Origin of the sequence: Corynebacterium nuruki S6-4, assembly GCF_007970465.1 — a bacterium.
GTDB classification, from domain to species: Bacteria; Actinomycetota; Actinomycetes; order Mycobacteriales; family Mycobacteriaceae; genus Corynebacterium; species Corynebacterium nuruki.
In genome coordinates, this window is record NZ_CP042429.1 from 1,097,927 (window position 1) to 1,119,907 (window position 21,981).

Here is a 21,981-nt window from a genome sequence, read left to right on the forward strand (position 1 = left end):
CGTCGGGCGACGGACGCCCCGCACGGCGCCGGCACCGCCCGGGTCCGACCCGGTCTAGAGTGTCACCTGTCCAACTTTTATCTCTGAAAGGATTTCACCGATGGACCTCATCAACACCATCTCCGGCTCTGTCCAGGGCGTCTGGGTCGCCTTCCGCGAATGGGCGGACAACCCGGTCGTCGACGCCTTCGGGAAGTTCGTCGACCACCTCGAAGACCTCGTCGGCATCACCCCGGACCCGGATGTCTCCGGTGACGTGACCGGCAGCGTCCAGGGCAGCTCCCTCGGCAGCCTGGGCAGCAGCGCCGCCGACGCCGAGTAGCCCCGACAACCTACCGGGTTTTTCACACCTCCCCGCCGGACGCCGCCCCCGGCTCACCCGCCCTGACCTGCACATCTCTGTGTGTGGGACGCCGTGGAGGTGTGAAAAACCGGGTGGGCGGTGGGAGGCGGGCTGGATGCCACGGCGGGAGGCGGGCTGACTGCCACGGTGGGCGGCGGACCCGGCGCAGCGACCGACCACCCAGCACACCCGGTCACCAGCGCGACGAACCGCCCCCGCCGGAGAAGCCGCTGCTGAACGAGGTGTTCGTCGAGGAACTGTTGTGCGCCGCCTCATCGGAGGCGTGCCAGCTGCTGACCGTGTGGTACGGCGTCCAGCCCCGGTACCCGGACCCCACCCGGTAGTCCTCGTCCCAGATCTGCGGCGGCACCCGGCCCTCCTGGTCGAGCCGGAGGTGCTCCATTTCCCGCTCGACCAGCTCCATGATCCGGGAGTATTCGGCGATGACGGTGGCGAACCGGGCCATGAAGTCCGCCCGGTCAGGGGTCTCCCGCAACTGCATGCACCGGTGGTGCAGGCCCTGCAGCTGGGTCTTCACCGCCGGGTTCACCGTCCCGGTCCGGGCGTCGACGATGTCGTCGGCCAGGGCGTCCAGCTCACTGCGGCGGACCTCCCGGTCCCCCTGCTCCATGGCGAAGATCCGGTCGATGTTCGCCTCCGCGGTGTGCATGTGCGCCACCGCCTCGTCGGCGTCCCCGATGGTCGTCGCCTGCGCCCGGAATTCCCGGTCCGTCGAGGACACGGTGAGCCCGGTCCGCCCCACCACCTCGTTGACCTCGAGGAAGGCGTCCCGGCAGTCCTCCCACTGGCGCCGCAGTTCCGCGTCGGCGATCGGCGAGGTCAGTGAGTGGGCCCGGATGTCAATCTGGTCGAGGCGCAGGGCGGCCGCACTGTAGCGGTCCGACAGGTCGGTGAACTTGTCGCGGGCGGTGGTGACCGTGCTGCGCCGGGTCCGACGCCGCCCCCAGATCCCGATTCCGACCGACGGGGCGAGGACGACGGCACCGATCGCGACGGGTCCCCAGAATTCGCCGCTGTCGTCCTTGACCTTCGACGGGTCACCGGCGGTCCGCAGTCCGTCGAGCAGGCCGCGGGCGTAGTCGCCGTCGCGCAGCCCCGGTTTCATGTCCTCGAGCGTCTGGTCGAGGTGCCCGCCGTCGCGCAGGTCGAGGGCGTCGCACACGTCGTCGCCGCAGTACACACCGTTGCCGTGGGTGGCCACGCCGACGACCAGGATCAGGGAACCGGCCCGCCACGTCGCACCTTGACCGGTGCCGTCGGGGACGAGGTCGGGGCGGTGTGCCCCGACCCAGTCGAGGGCCTCGTCGTTGAAGTTGTCGTCACTGTCCCAGCCGTTCTCGGCCCCGTCGCCGAGGACGATGTAGTCGACCTGCCTCGCGGGGTCCGGCACGAGTGACCCGGTCTGCGCGGTGAGATCCTGCTCGGTGGCGGGGTCGAGCAGGTCGTCCGGATCGTCGATGCGCACGTCAGGGTTGCCGGGCGCCGCCGGATCAGGTGCCGCCCCGGCCCCCGGGCAGGACGCCGCCCCCGCCAGGCCGGCGACGGCGGCCGCACACAGCAGTCGGGACAGCAGCCGGGCGCGACGCGGCCGGACCCGGGTGGTCCGGGTGGTCAGAGCGGTACGGGATGTCATGCGGCCGCCTGTCCGGCGCGGGTGGTGATGTCGTCGAGGTCGCGGGTGACGGTGACGACGCGGTCGAGGAGCCCCGCGGTGTCCGGGGTTCCGGACACCTCCTCCCGCAGCTGCCGGACCTGCTCCTCCAGGTGCTGCAGCTGCGGGTACGCCCACTGCGAATCCCAGTGGTCGGCCTCCGCCTCGTTGATGTCGCCGATGAGGTCGGTGAGCCGGTCGTGGCGTCCCGCCGGGTCGTCCCGCTCCAGGGCGAGGAGGCGGTCGACGGCGTCCGAGGCCTGCTGCATCCTTGCCGCTGCATCATCGGCGGTGCGGATCTCCCCGGCGTGCCGGCGGAACCCGCGGGCCGGCGAATCAGGGGTCAGGCCGGTGGCCTGCACGATCCTGTCGACCTCGAGGAAGGCGTCCCGGCATTCCTGCCAGCGGCGGCGCAGTTCCGCCTCGACGGCCGGGGAGGCCGGCGAGTGGGCACGGTCGTCGAGACTGTCGAGCTGCTGCGCCATGGCGCTGTACCGGTCGACGACCCGGCGGAACCGGGTGCGTGGGCTGTCCCCGTCGTCGCGGTCGTCCCGGGCGTCGGACCAGGCGTCGAACCAGAAGGCGACGGCCACCATGGCGGCGACGGCGACGACGACCGCCACCGCGATCAGTATGTACAGCAGCCAGTCCGGCATGTCCGACACTCCTCGCACCAGTGTGCGGCGACACTGTGCGCCGGAACACATCAGAAACTTACGGGAACTCACCCTACAAGAGGGGTGCCCCGGCCGCGCCCCTCACCCCGGTGACGTTGCCCCGGATAACCCCCGGCCCTGACCCGGCCGCGACCCGGCTGCCCCCTCACTCCTGGTCGGCGAGCCACTCCTGCACCTCGTCGGTGACTGGGGCGACGGCGCCGTCCCAGTCGTTCTTCGTGATCCAGTGCGCCACATAGGAGCACACCGGCACCACCGTGAATCCCTGCTCGCGGGCATCCGCCAGCGCCGCCGACACCAGCACTCCGGCAAGGCCCCGACCAGCGAACTCGTCGTCGACGACCGTGTGGTGGAAGACCCGCTCCACACCCCGTCCGAACGCCGCATCGGCCGGCCGGTCAAGGTAGTCGGCATGGCCGAGCTGCCGGTCATCGCCGGCGTAGAAGATGCGGTAGGTGTTCTCCTCCGGTGCGCGCTCCAGCACGACAGGCGTGCCCTCCCGGTCGGTCAGCTGCGGGGCTGTGCTCATGTCTGTCCTCTCCGTACTCTCTGTGCTCTCTGTGCTCTCGATGGATCGGTTCTCTTTCCTGACTGAACGCTTATTGTGGGGCCTGCATTCCCCGGGCGCAAGGCCTTCTCACCGCCGGTCCGCCAGGGCCTGTACCCGCAGTGCCAGCTGCAGGTCGAGTTTCCGCGGCATCGTGTTCCAGTCCTCCCCGAGCAGTCCGCCGATCCGGTCGAGCCGCTGCCGCACGGTGTTGCGGTGCACGCCGAGCACCGTCGCGGTGCGCGCCACGCTGCCGTCGGTGTCGAAGTACACCTGCGCGGTCCGGGTCAGCCCGCTGTGGTGGGACGCGTCGTAGCCGGTCAACGGTGACAGGTCGGCGACCAGCGGGGTCGGCAGTTCACCCTGGTCCGCCAGGTGCAGGACGGCCGCGAGGATGCCCAGCCCGGCGCCGTCGGACAGTCCGGTGCGTCCGAGTGTCCGCTGTGCCGAGGCCGCCAGTTCGGCCTGCCGGTGTGCCGCGGCGAAATCCCGTCCCGCCGGGCCGGCCGTGCCAGTAGCGTCGGCAGCGTCGGCAGAACCGGCGGCGACCCAGGTCATCCCGCCGCGCAGCGTCCAGCCGCGGGCGGCGAACAGGTCCGGCACCGCTGCCACCCACCGCGCGTCCCCGGTGACCACGCAGATGTGACCGTCGTGCGGGGCGATGATCACCGGCGACGGCGAGGACGCCGACAGTGCCCGCATCACCCGGTCCCGCACCGGGTCCGGTGAGTCCAGGACCAGCACACACCACCGGTCGGCCTGGTGCAGCCACCATTCCGCCAGGACCGACCGCACCGCCGGGGCGTCCAGGTCGCCGCCGGCCAGGGCGGCCACGGCCTCGGTCCCGTCCCGCAGTTCCACCGCCTCGCGGGCGCGGGCGAGCATCACCCACAGGGCGGTGTGCAGGCTGACCCGTTCCAGCAGGGTCTGTTCCGCCTCGCCGAGGGCACGGTCGGTGACCAGCTCGCCGAACTGCCGGCCGGCCGCGGTCACGGCGAGGAACGTGCCCCCGGCGTTCGCCGCCCGGTCCGGGACCGGTGCGTCGGTGGAGGCGGCGATGGGACGGCGTCCGGGCAGGTCCGTGAACCAGATGTCGCAGTCCAGCACCTGGGCGCCGATCGACAGCAGCGACGAGGCCGGCAGTTCCGAGGTGACGGTCTCCATGAGGCGCCGGTCCAGGTCGAGTCCCCGCGACAGGGCGGCGACATCGGATCCGCTCCGTTCCCGCTCGCCGCTGGTCTGCTCCACCAGCTCCATCAGCTGTTCGTGGCGTTGGGCGTTGTCGATCGCCACCGCGGCCTGGTCGGCGACCGATTCGAGCCGTGCGACCTCGACCGGGGAGAACTCCCGGGGTATCCGGTGGGCGATGAGCAGGGCGCCGATGACCCGCCCCGCGACGGTGAGGGGTGCGCCGAGCAGGGCGCGGACACCCTCCCCCGCCACGATGTCGTCGATGTCGCCGAGGTGGTGCAGTTTCTCGTCCACCTGGTAGTCGGGCGTCCAGTAGGACGAGTGGCCGATCGCCACCCGCCCCAGCACCCCGGTCCCCAGCGGCTGCCGGATGGTGGCGTAGGCCTGCGTGCGCACCCCGTCGGTCTTGCGGATCACCGTCTCGTTGCGGTCGAAGTCGGTGAAACTGACGTAGGCCATGTCCGAGCCCATGAGTCCGCGGGTGTGCCTCGCGACCGCCTGCAGCGTGGTTTCGGTGTCCCGGAGCTCGGTCAGCTGTGTCGCGGACCGCAGTCGGCGGCGGATCCAGTCGCCATCGGTGTGTGCCATGCACTGAATATCGCAGGAACATGGTCATGTTGCCACTACCGCGGGGTGCGGCCCGCCCCTAGTGTTGCGGACGAACATGTCCGTCGGCGTCAGAAAGGCGACCCCATGAAGATCACCGGAGCAGTCCTCGAGGAGATCGGACGCGCCCGGCCGTACGCCGGGACCACCCCCATCACCGTCAGCGAGCTCGACCTCACCGCCCCCGGCCCCACCGAGGTGCTCATCAGGGTCGAGGCCGCGGGCCTGTGCCACTCCGACCTGTCCGTGGTCGACGGCAACCGGCCCCGGCCCGTGCCCATGCTGCTCGGTCACGAGGCGGCCGGACTGGTCGTCGAGACCGGCGCCGAGGTCACCGATCTCGCCGAGGGGGAACGGGTCACCATGACTTTCCTGCCCCGCTGCGGCGAATGTGACGCGTGCCGGACCGACGGCCGGCTGCCCTGTGAACGCGGTTCGGCGTCCAACACCGCCGGGACGCTGCTGCACGGCTCCCGGCATCTCAGCCGGGACACCGGCGACGAGGCCGAGACCGTCCAGCATCACCTTGGCGTCTCCGGTTTCGCGACCTATGCCGTGGTGGACCGCGCCTCGCTGGTGAAGATCGGCAACGACGTGCCCCCGGCCATCGCCGCCGTCCTCGGCTGCGCCGTCCTGACCGGCGGCGGTGCCCTGCTCAACGCCGTGCAGCGCGCGGACGGGGAATCCGTGATGATCGTCGGCCTGGGCGGGGTGGGCATCTCCGCACTCATCTCGGCGGTCGCCGAGGACAAGGGCGACGTCATCGCCGTCGACGCCCTCCCGGAGAAGCTGGATCTCGCCCGCGAGCTCGGCGCCACCGCCGTCTACACCCCCGCCGAGGTCGCGGAGCAGGGCATCCGGGCCTCCCACACCCTCGAGTGCGCCGGTCATCCGCGCGCCTTCGAGACCGCCTTCGCCGCGACGAAGCCGGGTGGCCGGACCGTCACCGTCGGCCTGCCGCACCCGGACGCCATGTCCGAGGTCCCGCCGGCGGTCATCACCGGTGAGGCGCGCACCGTCATCGGCAGCTACCTGGGGTCGGCGGTACCGCAGCGCGACATCCCGAAGTTCGCCGACTGGTGGCGGTCCGGGAAGCTCCCGGTCGAGAAGCTGATCTCCCGGACGATCCGGCTCGACGAGATCAACGAGGCCATGGACGAGCTGGCTGACGGCCGTGCCGTCCGGCAGGTCATCCTGTTCGACTGAACGCCTACCCTGGGCGGCAGACCCCGGATCCCATCTCCGGGACACACTCCATGAGACAGACTCGAGACAGACACCAGAAAGACAAGGAACCGTCATGACCGACATCTCCACCCTCCTCTCGAAGGTCCCCACCGGCCTGCTCATCGGCGGGCAGTGGCGCGACTCCTCCGACGGCACCACCGTCGACGTCGACAACCCCGCCACCGGCGAACACCTCGCCACACTGGCCTCCGCCACCAGTGAGGACGCCGTCGCAGCATTGGACGCCGCCTGTGCCGTCCAGGAGTCCTGGGCCCGCACCGCCCCGCGCACCCGCTCCGAGATCCTGCGGAAGGCCTTCGAGCTCGTCCACGAACGCGCCGAGGACTTCGCCACCCTCATGACCCTCGAAATGGGCAAGCCGCTCGCCGAGGCCCGCGGCGAGGTCACCTACGGCGCCGAATACCTCCGCTGGTTCGCCGAGGAGACTGTCCGCCACTACGGCCACCACACCGAGGTCCCCGAAGGCACCCTGCGCATGACGACCCGCCACAAGCCGGTCGGCCCGTGCCTGCTGATCACCCCCTGGAACTTCCCGCTGGCGATGGCCACCCGCAAGGTCGCCCCCGCGATCGCCGCCGGCTGCACCATGGTCCTCAAGCCCGCCAAGCTCACCCCGCTGACCGCCCAGTACTTCGCGCAGACCATGGCGGACGCCGGACTGCCCGACGGCGTCCTCAACGTCGTCACCTCGCAGTCGGCGTCCTCGGTCTCCGAACCGCTGATGGCCGACCCGCGGCTGCGCAAGGTCTCCTTCACCGGCTCCACCCCCGTCGGCCGCACCCTGCTCAAGGCCGCCGCCGACAACGTCCTGCGCACCTCCATGGAGCTCGGCGGCAACGCCCCGGTCATCGTCTTCGCCGACGCCGACCTCGATGTCGCCGTCGAGGGTGCGATGGCCGCCAAGATGCGCAACGGCGGCGAGGCATGCACCGCCGGCAACCGCATCCTCGTCGAGGAATCGGTCGCCGCCGAGTTCACCGAGAAGTTCGTCGCCCGGATGGAAGGGCTCGTCACCGGCGACGGCCTGGAGGACAACACCGACCTGGGCCCGATGATCGAGGCGAAGGCCGTCGACAACCTCGAGTCCCTCGTCGCCGACGCCGTCAACCTCGGCGCCCGCGCCGCCGTCGGCGGTCAGCGTCTCGACGGTCCCGGCAACTTCTTCGCCCCCACCGTCCTCGTCGACGTACCCACCGAGGCCCGCGTGTTCCGCGAGGAGATCTTCGGGCCGATCGCCCCGATCTTCACCTTCCGCACCGAGGAGGAGGCCGTCGCCCTGGGCAACGACACCGAGTACGGTCTCGCCTCCTACGTGTTCACCCAGGACCCGGCGCGGATGTACCGGCTCGCCGACGGTCTGGAGTTCGGCCTGATGGGCTACAACTCCGGGGTGATCTCGAACGCCGCCGCACCGTTCGGCGGCGTCAAGCAGTCCGGCCTCGGCCGCGAGGGTGGCGCCGAGGGTATCGCCGAGTACTCCACCGTGCAGTACATCGGCCAGCGCGACCCCTACGCCGGCCGGTAGGACTGCCTCAGGGCTTGTCTCTGCTCCGGCGGCGCAGCGGTCGCACACGGGGCATGTCCTCCTCGGCCGGTCCTGCACCACCCGTCACTCCCGGATCATCCGCACCATCCGCATCATCCGGGCTAATAGTGTCGGGATGAAAATCAGTTATGCTATGCGACATAGCATAACTGATTTTCGTCATCATATATATCCCCCCGATCGTGTTCGAACAGTGAAGCACCGGTAGCCCGTCGCTGTCCGGTGGCACCGTCGGCGTTGTTCTTCAGTACCCCGGCTCTACCGCCGGTCATCCGGGACAGTCGACAACGCTGTCGTCACTGGTCACGTCATCTTCCCGCGATGCTGTGCGCATCGGCATCACGGGATTTTCCGGCGAAGTGCCGCAGCACTGCCATCCCTTCGTCGACATCAACGACTGCGGTTATACTCAGACACCGATTCCTATTTTCAGCCTTAAAAGGACGGTTCTGTGAACGGATTCCCCGACACCGTGACGATTTCTCCCCAGACAGAGGAAGGCCAGTTCACCTGCGAAATCTGGTCGCCCAAGGGACTCTTCGTCCGGGTGACCGGCACGGCTGGGGACCCGTCACCGGATGTGTCCGGCGATGAAGCACTTACCCGCAACACATCACTTGTTCAAGGCCTGTGGAGTGCGGCAAGCGATTTTCTCCAGAGCACAGCGCTGAAGGAGGATTCGCCGGATCTTGCCGCCGAAATCCTCGCAGATGCCCGGAACTCAGCCGAGGCCGCCGCCGAACTCGCCGAACTCGCCGAACGGCTCGGGGAGCAAACCACCGAGGGATGGTGCTCGAACTGCGTCACCCTCACTTCCCACCATCAGGTGAAAGATACCGGGCTCGGTCGCGACATCTTCCTCTGCGACTCTTGCGGGGCGGCGGTGATGCACTGTGCCGCACCGAACTGCACCAGTATGGCAGTCAAGGTGACTGGGCTCAGGGGCATCGCACCTTACTGCGCCGAACACCGTCATGACATCGCGAGTTTCGAGCGTTCCCGGGAGACCATCGCCGATCTCGCGGACTGGAAGGCCCTCGTCAACTATGAAAAGCCCGACCTGGCCAAAGCCACGACCCGGGCAACCGTCGGGCTGGCTGCTGTCGGGGCTGCCGCGGGCGGAGCCTGGCTTGCGGCACCCGCGATCGGTGGCATCATCGGGACTCAGTTCATGGCACTGACCGGTGCCGCAGCCACCAACGGCGGGCTGGCATTCCTCGGTGGTGGCGCAGTAGCTGCCGGCGGTCTCGGAATGGCCGGCGGAACCTATGCCGTCGCGACCGCCGGCGGCCTCCTCGGCGGGATCTACGGCGACCGGATCCTCGGCAGTTATGTCGGGGAAGATCCCTCGTTCAAGGTCGAGAAGCTCCGCGACGGATCAGGCACTCCGGTCGTCATCGCCCGTGGCTTCCTCAACGAGAACCAGCCTGAGTGGTTCAAAGCTGTCCGGGCGGTACAGAAACGTTATCCGGAGTCGCCGGTCTATCTGCTGCACTGGGGAAGCAAGGAGTTCAAGCATCTCGCCAACGCGCTCGGGGTGCAGGCCGCCGGCCAGGCGGGGAAAAAGTTCATTGTCGGAGCCGTCGCCCGGGCGAGCAAGAAGATGGCGAAAAAGGTCGGCCCGGTCGCCCCGGCCCTCGCGGTCGGTGACCTGCTGAAGAACCCGTGGCATACCGCCGTTCACCGGGCGAACCGCACCGGGACCGCACTCGCTGCACTCCTCGGCAAGACCGAACAGGACGAGTTCATTCTCGTCGGGCACAGCCTCGGCGGCCGTGTCATGGCCACCGCTGCGTCGGCCATGGCAGGATTCGGCGCTGCGCCGAAGATCCGGGACATCCACCTGGTCGGCGCAGCTATCGGTGTGGGCCGGGAATGGCGGCCGCTGAGCGAGGCAGTCACGGGAACGGTGCACAACTACTGTTCGCAGAACGACCCGATTCTGCGACGGCTCTACCGGACGGCACAGTTGGGGCAACACGCGGTCGGTGAGGTGGGTTTCAACACCCCATTTCCGAACATCGTCGACCACGACGTGTCGACGCAGGTCAGCGACCACTCCAGGTACTACGACGCCATCGACCTCATCTGACCCCGACCGTGTTCGAACAGTGAAGCACCGGCGGCCGGTCGCTGTCCGGTGGCGCCGCTACTGTCCCCGGTATGACACCGATCGACACCACCACCGTCCTGTCCTGCCAGGTCACCGGCCACGATCTGGCCACCACCTCCGGACACCTGCACCCCGTCACCGCCAGGTTCCCCCACCTCACCGTCACCGGCTGGCTCGCCCGCCACTGCCTCGACGTCCCGCTGTTCCTCGCCGACAGTCTCGACGCGACCGCCCGGCACACCGCCTACGCCGTGACGAATATCCTCCACGACCTGCCGTGGGACGGGGACGCCGACGGGATCGCGGACAGTTCCGGCTCGATCACCGACGATGCGCTCATCATCAGCAGCATCACCGGCGACTTCGCTGTCGACCGCACCCCGGACGTCTTCATCACCGGCCCCGGCCCGGAGGACCCGGCTCCACTGCTGACGATTCTGGTCGACCGGCTCGGACTCACCGCCGGCGGTTGTGTGGTCGCCGGCGCGGACCCCGGTCTCGCCGCACTCGGCCTCGCGCCGTGGGAGCACGGCGACAACGTGTGGTGGCGCCGGATCCCCGGCCGCACCGGCGGTACCGCCCGCTCAGCCGACACTGCCGACACTGTCGACACTGCCACCACGGTCACGACCGCCCCTGCCGTCACCGCGTGAGTGCGAAGGCGCGCTCGATGATCTCGAGGACCGCCACGGCGTCCGCCGGGTCGACGGGGACCGGCCCCTCCCCGCGCACCGCCGCCACAACCTGCCGGTAGAACGCCGGATAGCCGTCCGGATCGGCGATCACCCCGCCGCGCAACTGGTCCTCCTGCGGGTCGAGCCCCCACGACTCGTGACCGCCGAGGCTGCCGGTCACGCTGAACCGCGGCGCCTCCCCCGGGGCGACCGCGCTCATCGACAGGTGCGAGTACACGCCGCTGCGGTGGCGGAGGGCGAGGAAGGCGTCGTCCTCGGCGTCGATGCCCGGCACCCCGGCGTCCCGCACCACCGACGCCTCGGTGTACACGTCGTCGACCGGGCCGAACAGCTGCAGCGCCTGGTCGATGAGGTGTGCGCCCAGATCGTAGATGATGCCGCCGCCCCGGGACCGCGGCGTGGTGTACCGCCAGGCCTGTTCCGGGTCCGGACGCCACCGCTCGAACCGGGAGACAAACCGGCGGACCTCCCCCAGCCGTCCACCGGCGACAAGGTCACGCACGGCCCGGAAGTCGGCGTCCCACCGTCGGTTGTGGAACACGGTGAGCAGCCGCCCCCGCTCCTCCGCGAGGCGGATCAGCCGACGGGCGGACGCCGCGATCAGGGCGAAAGGCTTGTCGACGACCACGTCGAGGCCGGCGGTCAGCGCCGCCTCGACCAGCGGGGCGTGACTGTCGTTCGGAGTGGCGACGACCGCCAGGTCACAGCCGGATGTGCGCTCGCCGGGACCCCGGATCGCCGCGGCGTCCGACAGGAGTGCCGTGCCCGGGTACCGGCGCCGGACCTCGGCGCGGCGGGCACTGTTCCCGGTGACGACCGCCGACAGGTCGAGGTCGGGGTCGGCGGCGATGAGCGGGGCGTGGAAGACGCTTCCGGCGTGGCCGTAGCCGATCAGGACGGTGCGCAGTGGTGCCATGGCGCCCCAGGATACGGCGCTATCCCGCTGACTCCACCTGTTCCACCGGCAGCGCGACCTTCGGCCGGGCCCAGGACCGCCCGTTGCCGTCCTTGAGGATGTCGTACTCGACCTCGACATGCGGTTCGATCGCACTGTACTTGTCGTTCGGCGCCCCGATGACCAGCTGGAACCCCAGACCCAGCCAGGCGCCGATGGCGCGGGCGGTGAAGTGGGCGTCCGCCTTGATCAGCGCCTCGTCGAGGAACACCGGCGCATAGCGGGGACGCTCCGCCCCGGCGTCGCCGAGCTGGTAACGCAGCGCGGCACCGACGATGAACGCGATGAGCTCCTGGGACTCACCACCGGACTTCTCCCCGATGTGGTCGTAGAGGGCGACATGCTCCCCGGTGGCGGCGTCGATCTTCTCCGCACTGACCCGCACATGGTTGCGGACGTCGATGAGACTGCCGACATCCGGGGCGTCCGGCCGGATGCGGTCGATGAGGCGGGTCATCCGGTCATAGGCGCGGCCGCGGTCCTCGTCGGTCGTGGCCGCGTCGATAAGCCCGCGCACCTCCCTCAGTTCGGCGAGGAACCTGGACCGCACCGTGGAGCGGGTGTCGCGCGCGCGGATCTGCAGCCGGTGGTCGTCATCGTAGAACGGCAGGTCGGCCATGATCCGGTTGATCGGCTCGATGCGTTCCCGGATCTCCCGGCGCGCCTGGGCGAGCGTGGAATCCAGGTTGGTGAGGTCGTTGCCGGACAGGGTGAGCAGGCTGGCTTTCCACTCGGCCTCCAGTTCGTGGAGTCCGCTGGTCTCCAGCTCGTCGAGGAGCCGCTCGAAATCACCGAGGGAACTCTCCGGGTCGGCCCGCAGGTTGGGGTTGGGCCACTGGTCGAGGAAACTCTCGAGGATGCGGGCGAGCTGCCGGTGCTGGTCGCCGAGGGTCTCCTGGGCCGCGAGGCGGTCGTCGTCGAGCCGGCGGGACGCCGCGGCGACTGCCGCGTCGAACGCCGCCAGATCGGCCTGGCCGTCGGTGCCGTCGGCGCCGGTCGCGACCCGCTCGGCGAGGTACCGTGCCTGCTCGTCGGTGACCGTCCGGCCCGCCGCCGCAGCCTCGTCGAGGGCGGCGGAGGCGGTGTCCACCTCATCGACAACCCGGTCCCACCGGGCGGTCGCCGCGGTGTGCCGGGTCGCGGCGACCGCCGCCTGCCCGGTCAGCTCGGTGACCGTCGCGCCGAGTTCGTCGATCCGGGCGCGGAGGGTACTGATCTCCGGGTTACCGTCGGTGACCTCGGTGATGATCCCGGACCAGCGCCGGTACTCCTGCTCGGCGGTAGTGGTGTCCAGCTGCTCCCAGGTCGTCTCCGTCACGCGACGGTAGGCGGCCCGGCGGGCGCCGAGCGTGTCCAGGTCGGCGGCGGCCCGGTCTTTCGCCGCCTCCGCCGCCGCGAGCTGTCCGCGCAGGTCCTCGATCTCCGCGGCGAGTTCGGCCTCCCGGTGCGCCCCGGAGAAGCCGAGCACGTTGCGCCGGCCCCGGCTCCCCCGGCCGCCCTGCCCGCCGTGGGCACCACGGGTGCCCTGGGAGAGCTGGCCGGTGACCGTGAGTGCGCGGGCGTGGTCGCCGAGCTCGGCGGCACTGTCGACGCAGACGAAGCCGAAGTTGCGCTCCAGCCGGTCGCGGAGCCAGCCGGTGAAGGGACTGTCCCGGTAGTCGAGGCGGCCGGGCAGGGTCGCCGGATCAGCGGTCCCGGTGCCGGCCGGTTCCCCGGTCGGCACACCCTCGAAGGACAGCCGGCTGCCGATGCGGACCCCGTCGATGGCGGCGCGGAAGCGGGGCAGTTCGGCCTCGTCGATGAGGACGGTGGTGGCGAATCCGCCGAGGGCGAGGTTCACCGCCTCCCGCCACGGTTCGAAGTCGGAATGCACGTCGACCAGTTCGCCGACGAACGGCAGCTCCTCCACGCTCAGTCCGGCGACCTCGGCGAGCAGGACGCGGGCCTGGTGGAGGGCGGTGGGGATGTTGCCGTGGCGGGTACCGGCGGTGCGCTGCTCGGCTTCCGCATCGGCCAGCCGCTTGCGCTGCCGGGCGACCGCACCGTGTGCCTCGGCGTAGGCCTCGTAGACCGTCCCCTGGTCGTCGGGGGTCTCCAGGGCGGTGCGGGCGGTGGCGGCCAGTTCGGCGAAATCCGCGGCCGAATCCACCGTCACCGCGAGGCAGGCGGTGGCCTCGTCGAACTGTTCCCGGGTCCGGCGGATCTCAGTGAGGCGCCGTTCGGCGTGGGCCTGCTCGCGGGCGGCGGTCTCGAGGGTGTCCCCACCGGAGCTGCGGAGCACCTCGCGCACCCCGTCGCGTTCGGCGGCCGCGGCCTGTGCCGCCGCCGTGTGGGCCTCGGCCTCCGCCCCGGCGCGCTGTGCCTCGGACCGGACGGCGGCCTCGGCGTCCCGCAGCAGGTCGAGGCGGCGTCCGGTCCGCCAGAGGGCGGCAGGTGAGGCGGGGTCGGCGAAACGGCCGACCTCGTCGGCCAGGCGCAGCCGGTCGGCGGCATCCCGGGCGGTCGCGCGGATCTCCCGGATCGGACGCAGCGTCCGGACCTGCCGCTGGGCCTGCACCATCCGGTCGCGGGTGGCCTCCAGCTCGTCGAAGTGGGCGACGACCTCCTCGGCGGTCGCCATTGTCGTCGGGACGTCGAGCACCATCCGCTTGTACAGTTCGTCGACGGTGGTGATCTGCTGGCCGGCCTGGATCCGGGCGAGCAGGTTCATGGCCTTGGCGCCGCCGCCGGCCGCGCCGATGCCGAGGACGGACTGGACACGGGCGAGGAACTCGCGGTCGGTGGCGAAGGTCTCCAGGCCGGTGGCCCGCACCGCCGCATCAGAGAGCCGGTGGGCGGCGGCCTTTTCCAGGACGCCCAGGTCGAAGTCCCCGTCGGTGACGGCGCGGACCTTGACGGCGTCCTCCAGCACCCGGGCGCCGGCCGGGATGTACCAGGCGCGGACCGCGGTGAACCGGGGGCGGGTGTCCGTACCGGTGACGGTGTCGCTTCCGGCCTGGCCGGCTTGTCCGGCACTGTTGTCGACCCAGGTCATGGCGACGGCGGTCCAGGTGTCGCAGCCGTCACCGCGCAGCACGCGCATCCGGGTGCTGTCCCCGGCGCGGGACTCGTCGAGTTTGCCGCGGCCGTAGGACAGGATGTTGCGCTGTGCGTCGCCGCGCGGCCGGCCGGTCACCCCGCCGTTCGAGGCGCCGTTGAACGGGGTGGTGTGCGGCATCATCAGGGCGATGTAGGCGTCCATCAGGGTGGATTTGCCGGAGCCGGAGCCGCCGCACAGCAGCGTGGCGGTCGGTGAGAACCGGACGCGGTGCGGGCCGCCGTCATAGCCGCCCCAGTTCACCAGCTGCAGTTCCCCGGCGAGCCACTGCTCACCGCGGGAGGCCTCCGGGACCAGGCCGAACAGTGTGTCGAGCATGGCGGTCACAGGTCGTTCTCCTCGATATCGGTGGCGTCGGTGGCATCGGTGGTCTCAGGGCTCCCGGCGCTCTCAGTGTTCTCAGTGCTCTCAGGGCTCTCAGTGCTCTCAGGTTCCGTGGCCGGGGTGTGCTCGCGCAGCCAGGCGGCGAGTTCGGCGAGCCGGTCGGCACTGAGCACGATCTCGATGATCGGGCTGACCAGGTAGCGTCCCTCGGACTCCTCCTCGATGACATGGTCGGTGGTCAACCGGTCGAGGGCACCGGCCACCGCCTTCTGTGCCCCGGCCCGGTTCGGACCGGCGGGCAGGAAGCTCAGCGCGGCGTCCTCCACCTCCTCCCGGTCGACCCGCACCTGCTGCTCGCCCGAGGTCGTCGCCCGCTGCCGGACCGACCGCAGATACACCAGGACGAGCGTCTCCACCCGGGAGTACGCCCGGTCCTTCAGCAGGACCGGCACCTCCACCTCACCGGAGCGGACCTGCTGTTTGTAGGCCACCCCGCGGTCGGTGTCCACCACCAGACGGATGAACAGGTCGTGCAGCCGGGACTCGATGACCTGCTGGTTGTCCAGCAGGATCTTCCAGTCCGCCCGGTGGTCGGCGAGCAGGAACCGGCCGCGCAGGAGCTTGACCAGCACCCGGCGCACCTCCGGTTCCAGGGTGCCGCGGTCACCGGCGAAGCACGCCGCCGGATCGTTCTCCATCGCGGTCGCGTCAATGAACGGGTCGGTCACTCGGTCTCCTCAGTCTGTCCCTGTGCTGTCGTCGCTGCGGTCTCCTGCCCGGTCTCCTGCCCGGTTCTCTCCTCAGTGGTCCGGGCGGTCACCGCGCCGAAGGCGAACCGGCGCCGCGTCCCGTCCGGACGCACCGCCTCCACCACCGACACCTCGTCCCGGTCGACTATCCCGTTGCGGTGCGCGATCTCCAGCAGACCCAGCAGGTCCACCGGACGCCGCAGCGGCCCCGGCACCTCGTCGAACAACCCGGCGAGGTCGAAGGTGCCGGTCGGGCCACCGCCGGCCCCGGCGACGGCGTCCGCCAGCTCGTCGTAGTGCGGACCACCCCAGTCGCGGGTGTCGTCGTCGACGGACGCCGGCGCGTGGCCGTGGTGCAGCGGCACCGGCACATCCGGCGGACGCAGATCCGCGAGCGTCTGCCGCAGATGCCCCACCCGCGCGGTCGGGAAACTGCGCAGCGGCTCCACCGGCTCCCCGGGCCGCGAGACCGCCATCCACTCCTGCAGGCCCGCCGTCACCGACCGAAGCAGCCCGTCGATCTCCCGGTCACGGGCCGGATCATGGGCCTGGACCTGCGCGGTGATGACATGCGAGGCGCGCCGCTGCGCGGTGAGCACCTCCTGCACACCCTGCTCCACCCGCGTCGCGATCGCCGCCAGTTCGGCCCGCTGCTGCGGGGTCATCACCGCCACGAACGGCTGGATGAGCAGCGTCGTCAACTGGTCGGTCAGCCGGTCGATCTGCTCCGGGTCACCGATGAGCTGCAACGCCCCGGCGAACGCGCGGCCCTCCGGGGTGGCCTCCATGACGTGCTGGCCGCGGTGCAGGTACTCGCGCAGCACCTCACCGACCGGACGCACGTCCCGGCGCAGTTCGGTGACGACGTCCCGCTGCATCGCGTCGATGGACTCCGCCACCCGCGCGAAATCCGCGGGCAGTTCCCGGGACTGGTGCAGGATGTTCTCCGCTTCCTCCCGCAGCTGGTCATCGTCGGTGACCGGCAGGTTTCCCGCCCGGATCGACGCCATCTCCGCGTCGATCCGGTCCCGGTCGGCCTGCAGTGCGGCCAGCCGGGACGCCGGGTCGGTGTCCGCGTCCTGCACCAGCTGGTCGACCGAGTCGAGCAGGGTACGGATGCGGGACCGGGAGACCCGGGCGCGGCCGCCGCCGGCGCGGCCCGCGGTCTCCAGCGCGGCGACGGCCTGGGCGGACAGCCGGTAGACCTCGGTGCCGTTGTCGATCTGGCGCACCAGCCAGCCGGACCGCACCCAGGACGAGCAGATCCGACGGCCGTTGCCGGTGGGCAGGGCGGTGTCGGTGGCGTCGGTGGTGTCGGGTTCATCCGCGGTTGCCTCGTCGGCCGCACCGGACGAGGTACCGGCCACTGCCCCGGTGTCGGCCCCTGCGTCGGCTCCGGCACGGAGTGCACCACGCAGCGCCGACACCATGTCATCGACCTCCACATGGGCGTCCGTCACCGCGACGCTGGGGCGGCCCGGGGTGAAGATCAGTGAGAGTGCTGCGACGACGAAGGGGGCGTGTCGACCGTGCAGCAGGGAGAGCGGCGGGTCCCTGAAGTCCCGGAAGGCGCGCTGGTAGGCGGCTTCAATGCGGAGATTGGTCATCGGCCCGGAGTTTACCGCGCCCGCCTCCCGCCACCGTGGCCGCCATGGTGCACCCCGGTCGATGACAGAGTCGCCAGCCTGGCTCACCGCTGTCCGCCGACAGAACCGAGGGGCGCACGGTCGGCGGAACGAACCCAGGTGCTGTTTTTTCCGACCGGGGACGCCCTCCGGGTTCGTTCCACCAACATCGGTGACCCAGCTCCGCCCCGGGGGCACCACCTGCCGCACTACCGTGGAGCATGAACGGGACCACCAGCCCTCCCCGTCCACGGACCCCCAGGAGGAGGACCACCATGCGACTGCCCCGTCTCCACCGGCTCGCCGGACGCCGCGTCACCGCCTACGGTCTCGACTGCGCCGGCTACCTGGCCCTCGCCGTCGCCACTGTGCCCGCGGGACTGCTGCTGCGACGACAGCGCACCTTCATCGAACGGGACCTGCTGGTCGTCAGTGCCGTTCTCCCGCTGGCCGCCACCGGATGGGCGACACGGGCCGAATCGGGGCCGGCGTCCGCCACCGGAGGAAAACGCCGACAGCAGCTGGTCGTCCGGGATCACCGGACCGGGTGTCCGCCGTCGACGGGTGCGACGCTGCTGCGCAACACCGTGAAGATCCTCGTGCCGTGGCAGCTCGGACACATCGCCACGATCACCGGGATCACCGGTGGCTTCGACCGCAACCGACCACTGACCCTGGTGACAACCGTCGCATCCTACGGTCTCATCGCTGCCGCGCTGGCCACGGTCGCACTGGGTGACGGGCGGGCGCTGCATGACCGGGTCGCCGGCACGGTCGTGGTGGAGGCAGCGTCGTCCTAGGACGGCCGCTCAACCGCGGACGGAGAATGCAGCCACTCCAGGTCCCCGTCAGGTACGGCCCCGCCGGCGATCGCCGCCGCGGTGGCTTCCCACCCGTCGACAGCCTCCTGGAAAATCCCGTAACTGGACATGGATGCCGCCGCCAGGAGTTTTCTCTCCAGTTCGGCGACACACTGTCCACGGTCTGTGTCACTCAGGAACTCCAGCCAGGGAAAGACCCGCTGAACCGCCGCTGCCACATCTTTCAGCTCAGCGATCGCCGCGACCAGCTGCGCCGCTGCAGACATCCCGAGATCCGGGACGCCGTACTTCTGCGCCGAGACCAGAACCAGGTCCTTGTTGCTGCGTCTGGTGACGGTCACCGGCCCGTCCTCGGCCAGCCGGGCAGCGTGGTTCGGATCCCGCTGGAGGCTCGTGAAAGTGATGGTCCGGGAGCTCAGGTGACGGGCGTCCGCATAGTCGACGGAGTTGTGTGATGCGGTCATGCCGCCCCCCTACCGGAAATCAGATGTCAGGTCAGATATCAGATGATGGCGTGTGGCCCGGCGAATGGCTCACGAGGACCACCGACCCACCTCCCCGGTAGATTCGTCGGCATGGCCACGATCAGCAGCGTCACCCTGTCCACCGGCACCTGCCCCGACCCGCTCCGCGCATTCACCGCCCCGGTGTCCTGGTCGCAGCGGAACAGGAAGACCGGGGTCGGGACCCTGACCGGCTGGACTGCACTGCGCACCGCCGACTACGACGTGCGCCCGGCGACCGCGGACGAGGAGACGACCGCCGGATTCCTCGCCGCGGTGGCCGCCGAGGTCCTGCTGGCCGTCGACGGCGATCTCGGCGACATCGAGGACGCCCTGCTCCTCGACCCGGTGAGCCTCGCCGCCCTGCAGGAGGGAGATCCCGGACATGACCTGCGTGACCTGCTCGACCAGCTGGTCGCCCTGCTGCAGTTGGACGCCTACGGCTGCCTCATCGTCACCGACCTCGACCCGCTGCGTGACGGGGACGGGGACGGAGACACCTCCGCCCTCGAAGCCGCCCTCGAGGACGCCGGCTTCACCACCGAGAGTGAGGACCGCGACGTGTGGTGGCTCATCACCACCGCCGCGCGGCCGGAGTAGTACCTCACGCCGTGTCGCGGGGCTCCCGGTTATCCCGGGTATCACCGGCCGTGGCCCGGCGCACGGCGTCCGCAAGCCCGGAGAAGGTCGTCCGTTCCGGACCGACCCGCTGCAGCAGTGATCCGAGCGTGACCGTCTTCTGCGTCCCGAGAACCCGGTCGATCACGGCCGTCGGGGCGACGTAGAAGTCCCACTGCCGGGTGTCCAACGGATCTGCCGTCTCCGGATCAGTGGCGGTGAACACACAGAACACGTACACCTGCGCCTGGCGTCGGACCGCCGGCGCCCAGCCACCGGTGGCCGGGTCCCAGCCCGAAGTCTCCGGAATGTTGAAGGTGAGGACACTCGGTGACTTCTGCGCCCAGGACTGCAGATATGCGGTGGACTTCACCTCCACCGTGTGTCCGTCGGGAGTATCCAGATCGTAGGCGTCCCATTCCACCCGCGCGCTGCGGGTCAGACCGTCGACCGCAAGGCCGACAAGATATTCGGCGAGCACACCGCGCAACGCATTGTCGAGGGTCTGTGCGTAGGCCCACCGCCAGAATCCGAGCAGGTTGCCGCACGGCCGGCCGTCGTCGTCGAGTACCGGCTCCGCCCCCGTCTTCGGATCCGGGACGAGCGCGCCGTGGTAGCCGGCACCGGGTCGCGGATCACTCATCGGAGTCCCGGAGCCCCCACCCCAGCCGGAACCGCAGCGACGCCCGCACCTGCGGCCATTCCGCGGCGACCACCGAGTACACGCAGGTGTCCCGCAGTGACCCGTCGGCGGTACGGCTGTGCTGGCGCAGCACCCCGTCGAGTTTCGCCCCCAGCCGTTCGATCGCCGCCCGGGACTGCCGGTTGTGCCAGGAGGTCCGGAACTCCACCGCCGGGCAGCCCCACCGGTCGAAGGCGTGACTGAGCAGCAGCAGTTTGGATTCGGCGTTGGTCCCCGAACCCTGGGCGCTCTTCGCGTTCCAGGTGGAGCCGATCTCCACCCGGGGGATGTCCGCGTCGATGTTCATGTAGGTGGTCATCCCGATGATCCGGCCGGTACGCAGGTCGCGGGTGGCGAAGGGGATCATCGACCCAGCGTCCTGCAGGGCGAGGCGGCGGTCGATCTCCGCCGCCATCCCGTCCGGGGTGGGGACGGGGGTGTACCAGAGTGTCCAGAGCTCACCGTCGCGCACCGCCGCCACGAGTCCGGCCTCGTGGTCGTGGGACAACGGTTCCAGGCGGACGATCTCACCGGACAGTTCGACGGGTTCCAGGGTGGTCATGGCCGGATAGTCTGCCACGGCCGGCCCTGTTCCAGGGCGAAGCCGGCGCGGAAGACCGCCTGCTGGTCATAGGCGTTGCCGACGATCTGCAGCCCGGTGGGCACACCCGTGGGCCCGAAGCCGGTGGGCACCGCCAGTGACGGGTGCCGGTTGCAGATGTTGAAGGGGACGGCCAGGTAGTCGGCCCAGTAGTGCATGCCGTGACTGTCGACGGAGACCGCCGGCGCTTCGGCGGCGACGGCGGCCTTCGTGGTCACCGGGGTGAGCAGTGCGGTGGCACCGTCGAGCAGTCGGCCGAGCTCCGCACGGATCCGCGCCTCGCGTTCGAAGGTGCGGTGCAGGGGCATGCGTGCGGCGGCGGCGATGGTGTGGTCGATGAACTGGGTGATGTACGGCGAGACCTCGGCGCCGGTGCGTTCGATGACGTCCGCCATCGTCGGTGCGAGGGTGTGCCCGTAGTGCGCCGTCGCCACCGCCATGAGTTCCTCGACGGTCCATGCCGGGTTCACCTCCTCGATCTCGGCGCCCTGTGCGGCGAGGGCGTCGGACGCCGCCGCGAGGTTGTCGAGGATCGCGGTATCGGCGCGGTAGTCGCCGAGGGACGGGGAGACGAGGATGCGCCGACCCGCCACGCTCCACCCGTCGTCGGGTTCGGTGACCGGGCCGAACGGCAGGCTGTGCGGGTCGGCGGGGTGCTGGCCGGCGATGACGTTGTGCATGAGGAGGGTGTCCCCCACGGTCCGTGCCATCGCCGAATCGCTGCGGTACCAGTCCATCGTCGACGGGTGCAGGCCGGGGACCACCCCGTAGGGCGCCTTGTAGCCGACGACGCCGCAGAAGGTCGCGGGGATGCGGGTCGATCCGCCGATGTCCGAGCCGGTGGCCAGCGGGGCGTAGCCGGCGGCGAGGGCCGCCCCGGATCCGCCGGAGGATCCGCCGGGGGTGAACTCCGGGTTCCACGGGTTGCGGGTCACCCCGTGCGCCAGGGAGTCGGTGGTGGTGGCGGCGCAGAACTCGGGGCTCGTCGTCCGGGCGACGGGGACCGCCCCGGCGGCCCGGAGCCGGGCGACAATCGGGTGGTCGGCGGTGGCAACCTCGGCGGTGGCGGGGACCGCCTGGTCGACGGGGCGTCCGGCGATCCCGTGCTTCTCCTTGACGACGACCGGCACACCGGTCAGCGGGCGGGACGCCGGGACGGTTCCGGACGCCCACAGGTCGTCGGCTTCGCGGGCTGCGGCCAGGGCGTCATCGAGGACCTCGGTCACGGCGTTGACCGTCGGTTCGGTCTCGGCGATCCGGGCGACCGACTCGGTGATGACGTCACTGGGACGGCGGCGTCCGGCGGCGTAGTCGGCGAGCAGTTCGGCCGCGGAGAGTTGTGTGGATGGTGCTGTGGTCATGGGGTGA

19 protein-coding genes are annotated in these 21,981 nt (G+C 70.5%); 7 read left to right on the forward strand and 12 right to left on the reverse strand.

What is annotated here, in order from left to right; translation table 11 throughout:
- Positions 1-100: 100 nt before the first annotated feature.
- On the forward strand, positions 101-322 hold the full coding sequence (locus FSW06_RS04940; protein ID WP_010121626.1) for a hypothetical protein: 222 nt from the start codon (positions 101-103) through the stop codon (positions 320-322).
- 214 nt (positions 323-536) lie between these two features.
- On the opposite strand, the gene FSW06_RS04945 is transcribed toward FSW06_RS04940, so the two are convergent.
- From FSW06_RS04945 to FSW06_RS14925, 4 genes are all read right to left on the reverse strand, one after another.
- Positions 537-1,997: a hypothetical protein gene (locus FSW06_RS04945; RefSeq protein ID WP_050802009.1), complete on the reverse strand. Its 1,461-nt coding sequence runs from the start codon at positions 1,995-1,997 to the stop codon at positions 537-539.
- A complete protein-coding gene (locus FSW06_RS04950; protein ID WP_010121627.1) occupies positions 1,994-2,671 on the reverse strand; it encodes a hypothetical protein in 678 nt (225 codons plus the stop codon). Before FSW06_RS04950 ends, FSW06_RS04945 begins: the two co-directional genes overlap by 4 nt.
- A gap of 166 nt (positions 2,672-2,837) precedes the next feature.
- Complete coding sequence (locus FSW06_RS04955; protein ID WP_010121628.1) at positions 2,838-3,221, reverse strand: GNAT family N-acetyltransferase; 384 nt, start codon at positions 3,219-3,221, stop codon at positions 2,838-2,840.
- Between the two features lie 108 nt (positions 3,222-3,329).
- Positions 3,330-5,018, reverse strand: a complete 1,689-nt coding sequence (locus tag FSW06_RS14925; RefSeq protein WP_010121629.1) for a helix-turn-helix domain-containing protein — start codon at positions 5,016-5,018, stop codon at positions 3,330-3,332.
- Positions 5,019-5,123: 105 nt separating this feature from the next.
- Here FSW06_RS14925 and FSW06_RS04965 point away from each other — a divergent pair, with 105 nt between their 5' ends.
- From FSW06_RS04965 to FSW06_RS04980, 4 genes are all read left to right on the forward strand, one after another.
- Positions 5,124-6,242, forward strand: a complete 1,119-nt coding sequence (locus FSW06_RS04965) for an alcohol dehydrogenase catalytic domain-containing protein (RefSeq protein WP_010121630.1) — start codon at positions 5,124-5,126, stop codon at positions 6,240-6,242.
- Positions 6,243-6,336: 94 nt separating this feature from the next.
- Positions 6,337-7,809 carry an NAD-dependent succinate-semialdehyde dehydrogenase gene (locus FSW06_RS04970; RefSeq protein ID WP_010121631.1) on the forward strand — a complete coding sequence of 491 codons (1,473 nt, stop codon included), beginning with the start codon at positions 6,337-6,339 and terminating at the stop codon, positions 7,807-7,809.
- Between the two features lie 472 nt (positions 7,810-8,281).
- Positions 8,282-9,922 carry a DUF726 domain-containing protein gene (locus FSW06_RS04975; RefSeq protein WP_139024550.1) on the forward strand — a complete coding sequence of 547 codons (1,641 nt, stop codon included), beginning with the start codon at positions 8,282-8,284 and terminating at the stop codon, positions 9,920-9,922.
- 71 nt (positions 9,923-9,993) lie between these two features.
- Positions 9,994-10,596 carry a hypothetical protein gene (locus tag FSW06_RS04980; RefSeq protein ID WP_010121633.1) on the forward strand — a complete coding sequence of 201 codons (603 nt, stop codon included), beginning with the start codon at positions 9,994-9,996 and terminating at the stop codon, positions 10,594-10,596.
- On the opposite strand, the gene FSW06_RS04985 is transcribed toward FSW06_RS04980, so the two are convergent.
- From FSW06_RS04985 to FSW06_RS05000, 4 genes are read right to left on the reverse strand one after another with little or no spacing between them, the layout of a single operon-like run.
- Positions 10,586-11,554 (reverse strand): Gfo/Idh/MocA family protein, encoded by a 969-nt coding sequence (locus tag FSW06_RS04985; RefSeq protein ID WP_010121634.1) that lies wholly within the window; start codon positions 11,552-11,554, stop codon positions 10,586-10,588. The two genes, FSW06_RS04980 and FSW06_RS04985, sit on opposite strands and share 11 nt — an antisense overlap.
- 19 nt (positions 11,555-11,573) lie before the next feature.
- Positions 11,574-15,008, reverse strand: a complete 3,435-nt coding sequence (locus FSW06_RS04990) for an ATP-binding protein (RefSeq protein ID WP_040430635.1) — start codon at positions 15,006-15,008, stop codon at positions 11,574-11,576.
- A 5-nt stretch (positions 15,009-15,013) separates the two neighbouring features.
- Complete coding sequence (locus FSW06_RS04995; protein ID WP_010121636.1) at positions 15,014-15,742, reverse strand: DUF4194 domain-containing protein; 729 nt, start codon at positions 15,740-15,742, stop codon at positions 15,014-15,016.
- Positions 15,739-17,370: a DUF3375 domain-containing protein gene (locus FSW06_RS05000; protein WP_010121637.1), complete on the reverse strand. Its 1,632-nt coding sequence runs from the start codon at positions 17,368-17,370 to the stop codon at positions 15,739-15,741. Before FSW06_RS05000 ends, FSW06_RS04995 begins: the two co-directional genes overlap by 4 nt.
- Positions 17,371-17,663: 293 nt before the next feature.
- Here FSW06_RS05000 and FSW06_RS05005 point away from each other — a divergent pair, with 293 nt between their 5' ends.
- Positions 17,664-18,188 (forward strand): RDD family protein, encoded by a 525-nt coding sequence (locus FSW06_RS05005; RefSeq protein ID WP_010121638.1) that lies wholly within the window; start codon positions 17,664-17,666, stop codon positions 18,186-18,188.
- Here the strand turns inward: FSW06_RS05005 and FSW06_RS05010 are convergent.
- Positions 18,185-18,673 (reverse strand): type II toxin-antitoxin system Phd/YefM family antitoxin, encoded by a 489-nt coding sequence (locus FSW06_RS05010; RefSeq protein ID WP_010121639.1) that lies wholly within the window; start codon positions 18,671-18,673, stop codon positions 18,185-18,187. The two genes, FSW06_RS05005 and FSW06_RS05010, sit on opposite strands and share 4 nt — an antisense overlap.
- A gap of 111 nt (positions 18,674-18,784) precedes the next feature.
- Between FSW06_RS05010 and FSW06_RS05015 the strand changes: the two genes are divergently transcribed.
- Positions 18,785-19,312, forward strand: coding sequence for a hypothetical protein (locus FSW06_RS05015; RefSeq protein WP_010121640.1), 528 nt, complete (start codon positions 18,785-18,787; stop codon positions 19,310-19,312).
- Positions 19,313-19,316: 4 nt separating this feature from the next.
- Here FSW06_RS05015 and FSW06_RS05020 read toward each other — a convergent pair whose 3' ends face one another.
- The 3 genes from FSW06_RS05020 to FSW06_RS05030 are packed head-to-tail and all read right to left on the reverse strand — an operon-like array spanning position 19,317 to position 21,974.
- On the reverse strand, positions 19,317-19,973 hold the full coding sequence (locus FSW06_RS05020; protein ID WP_010121641.1) for a hypothetical protein: 657 nt from the start codon (positions 19,971-19,973) through the stop codon (positions 19,317-19,319).
- On the reverse strand, positions 19,966-20,574 hold the full coding sequence (locus FSW06_RS05025; RefSeq protein ID WP_010121642.1) for a GNAT family N-acetyltransferase: 609 nt from the start codon (positions 20,572-20,574) through the stop codon (positions 19,966-19,968). The genes FSW06_RS05020 and FSW06_RS05025 overlap by 8 nt, the downstream gene beginning before the upstream one ends.
- On the reverse strand, positions 20,571-21,974 hold the full coding sequence (locus FSW06_RS05030; protein ID WP_010121643.1) for an amidase: 1,404 nt from the start codon (positions 21,972-21,974) through the stop codon (positions 20,571-20,573). The genes FSW06_RS05025 and FSW06_RS05030 overlap by 4 nt, the downstream gene beginning before the upstream one ends.
- Positions 21,975-21,981: the final 7 nt, after the last annotated feature.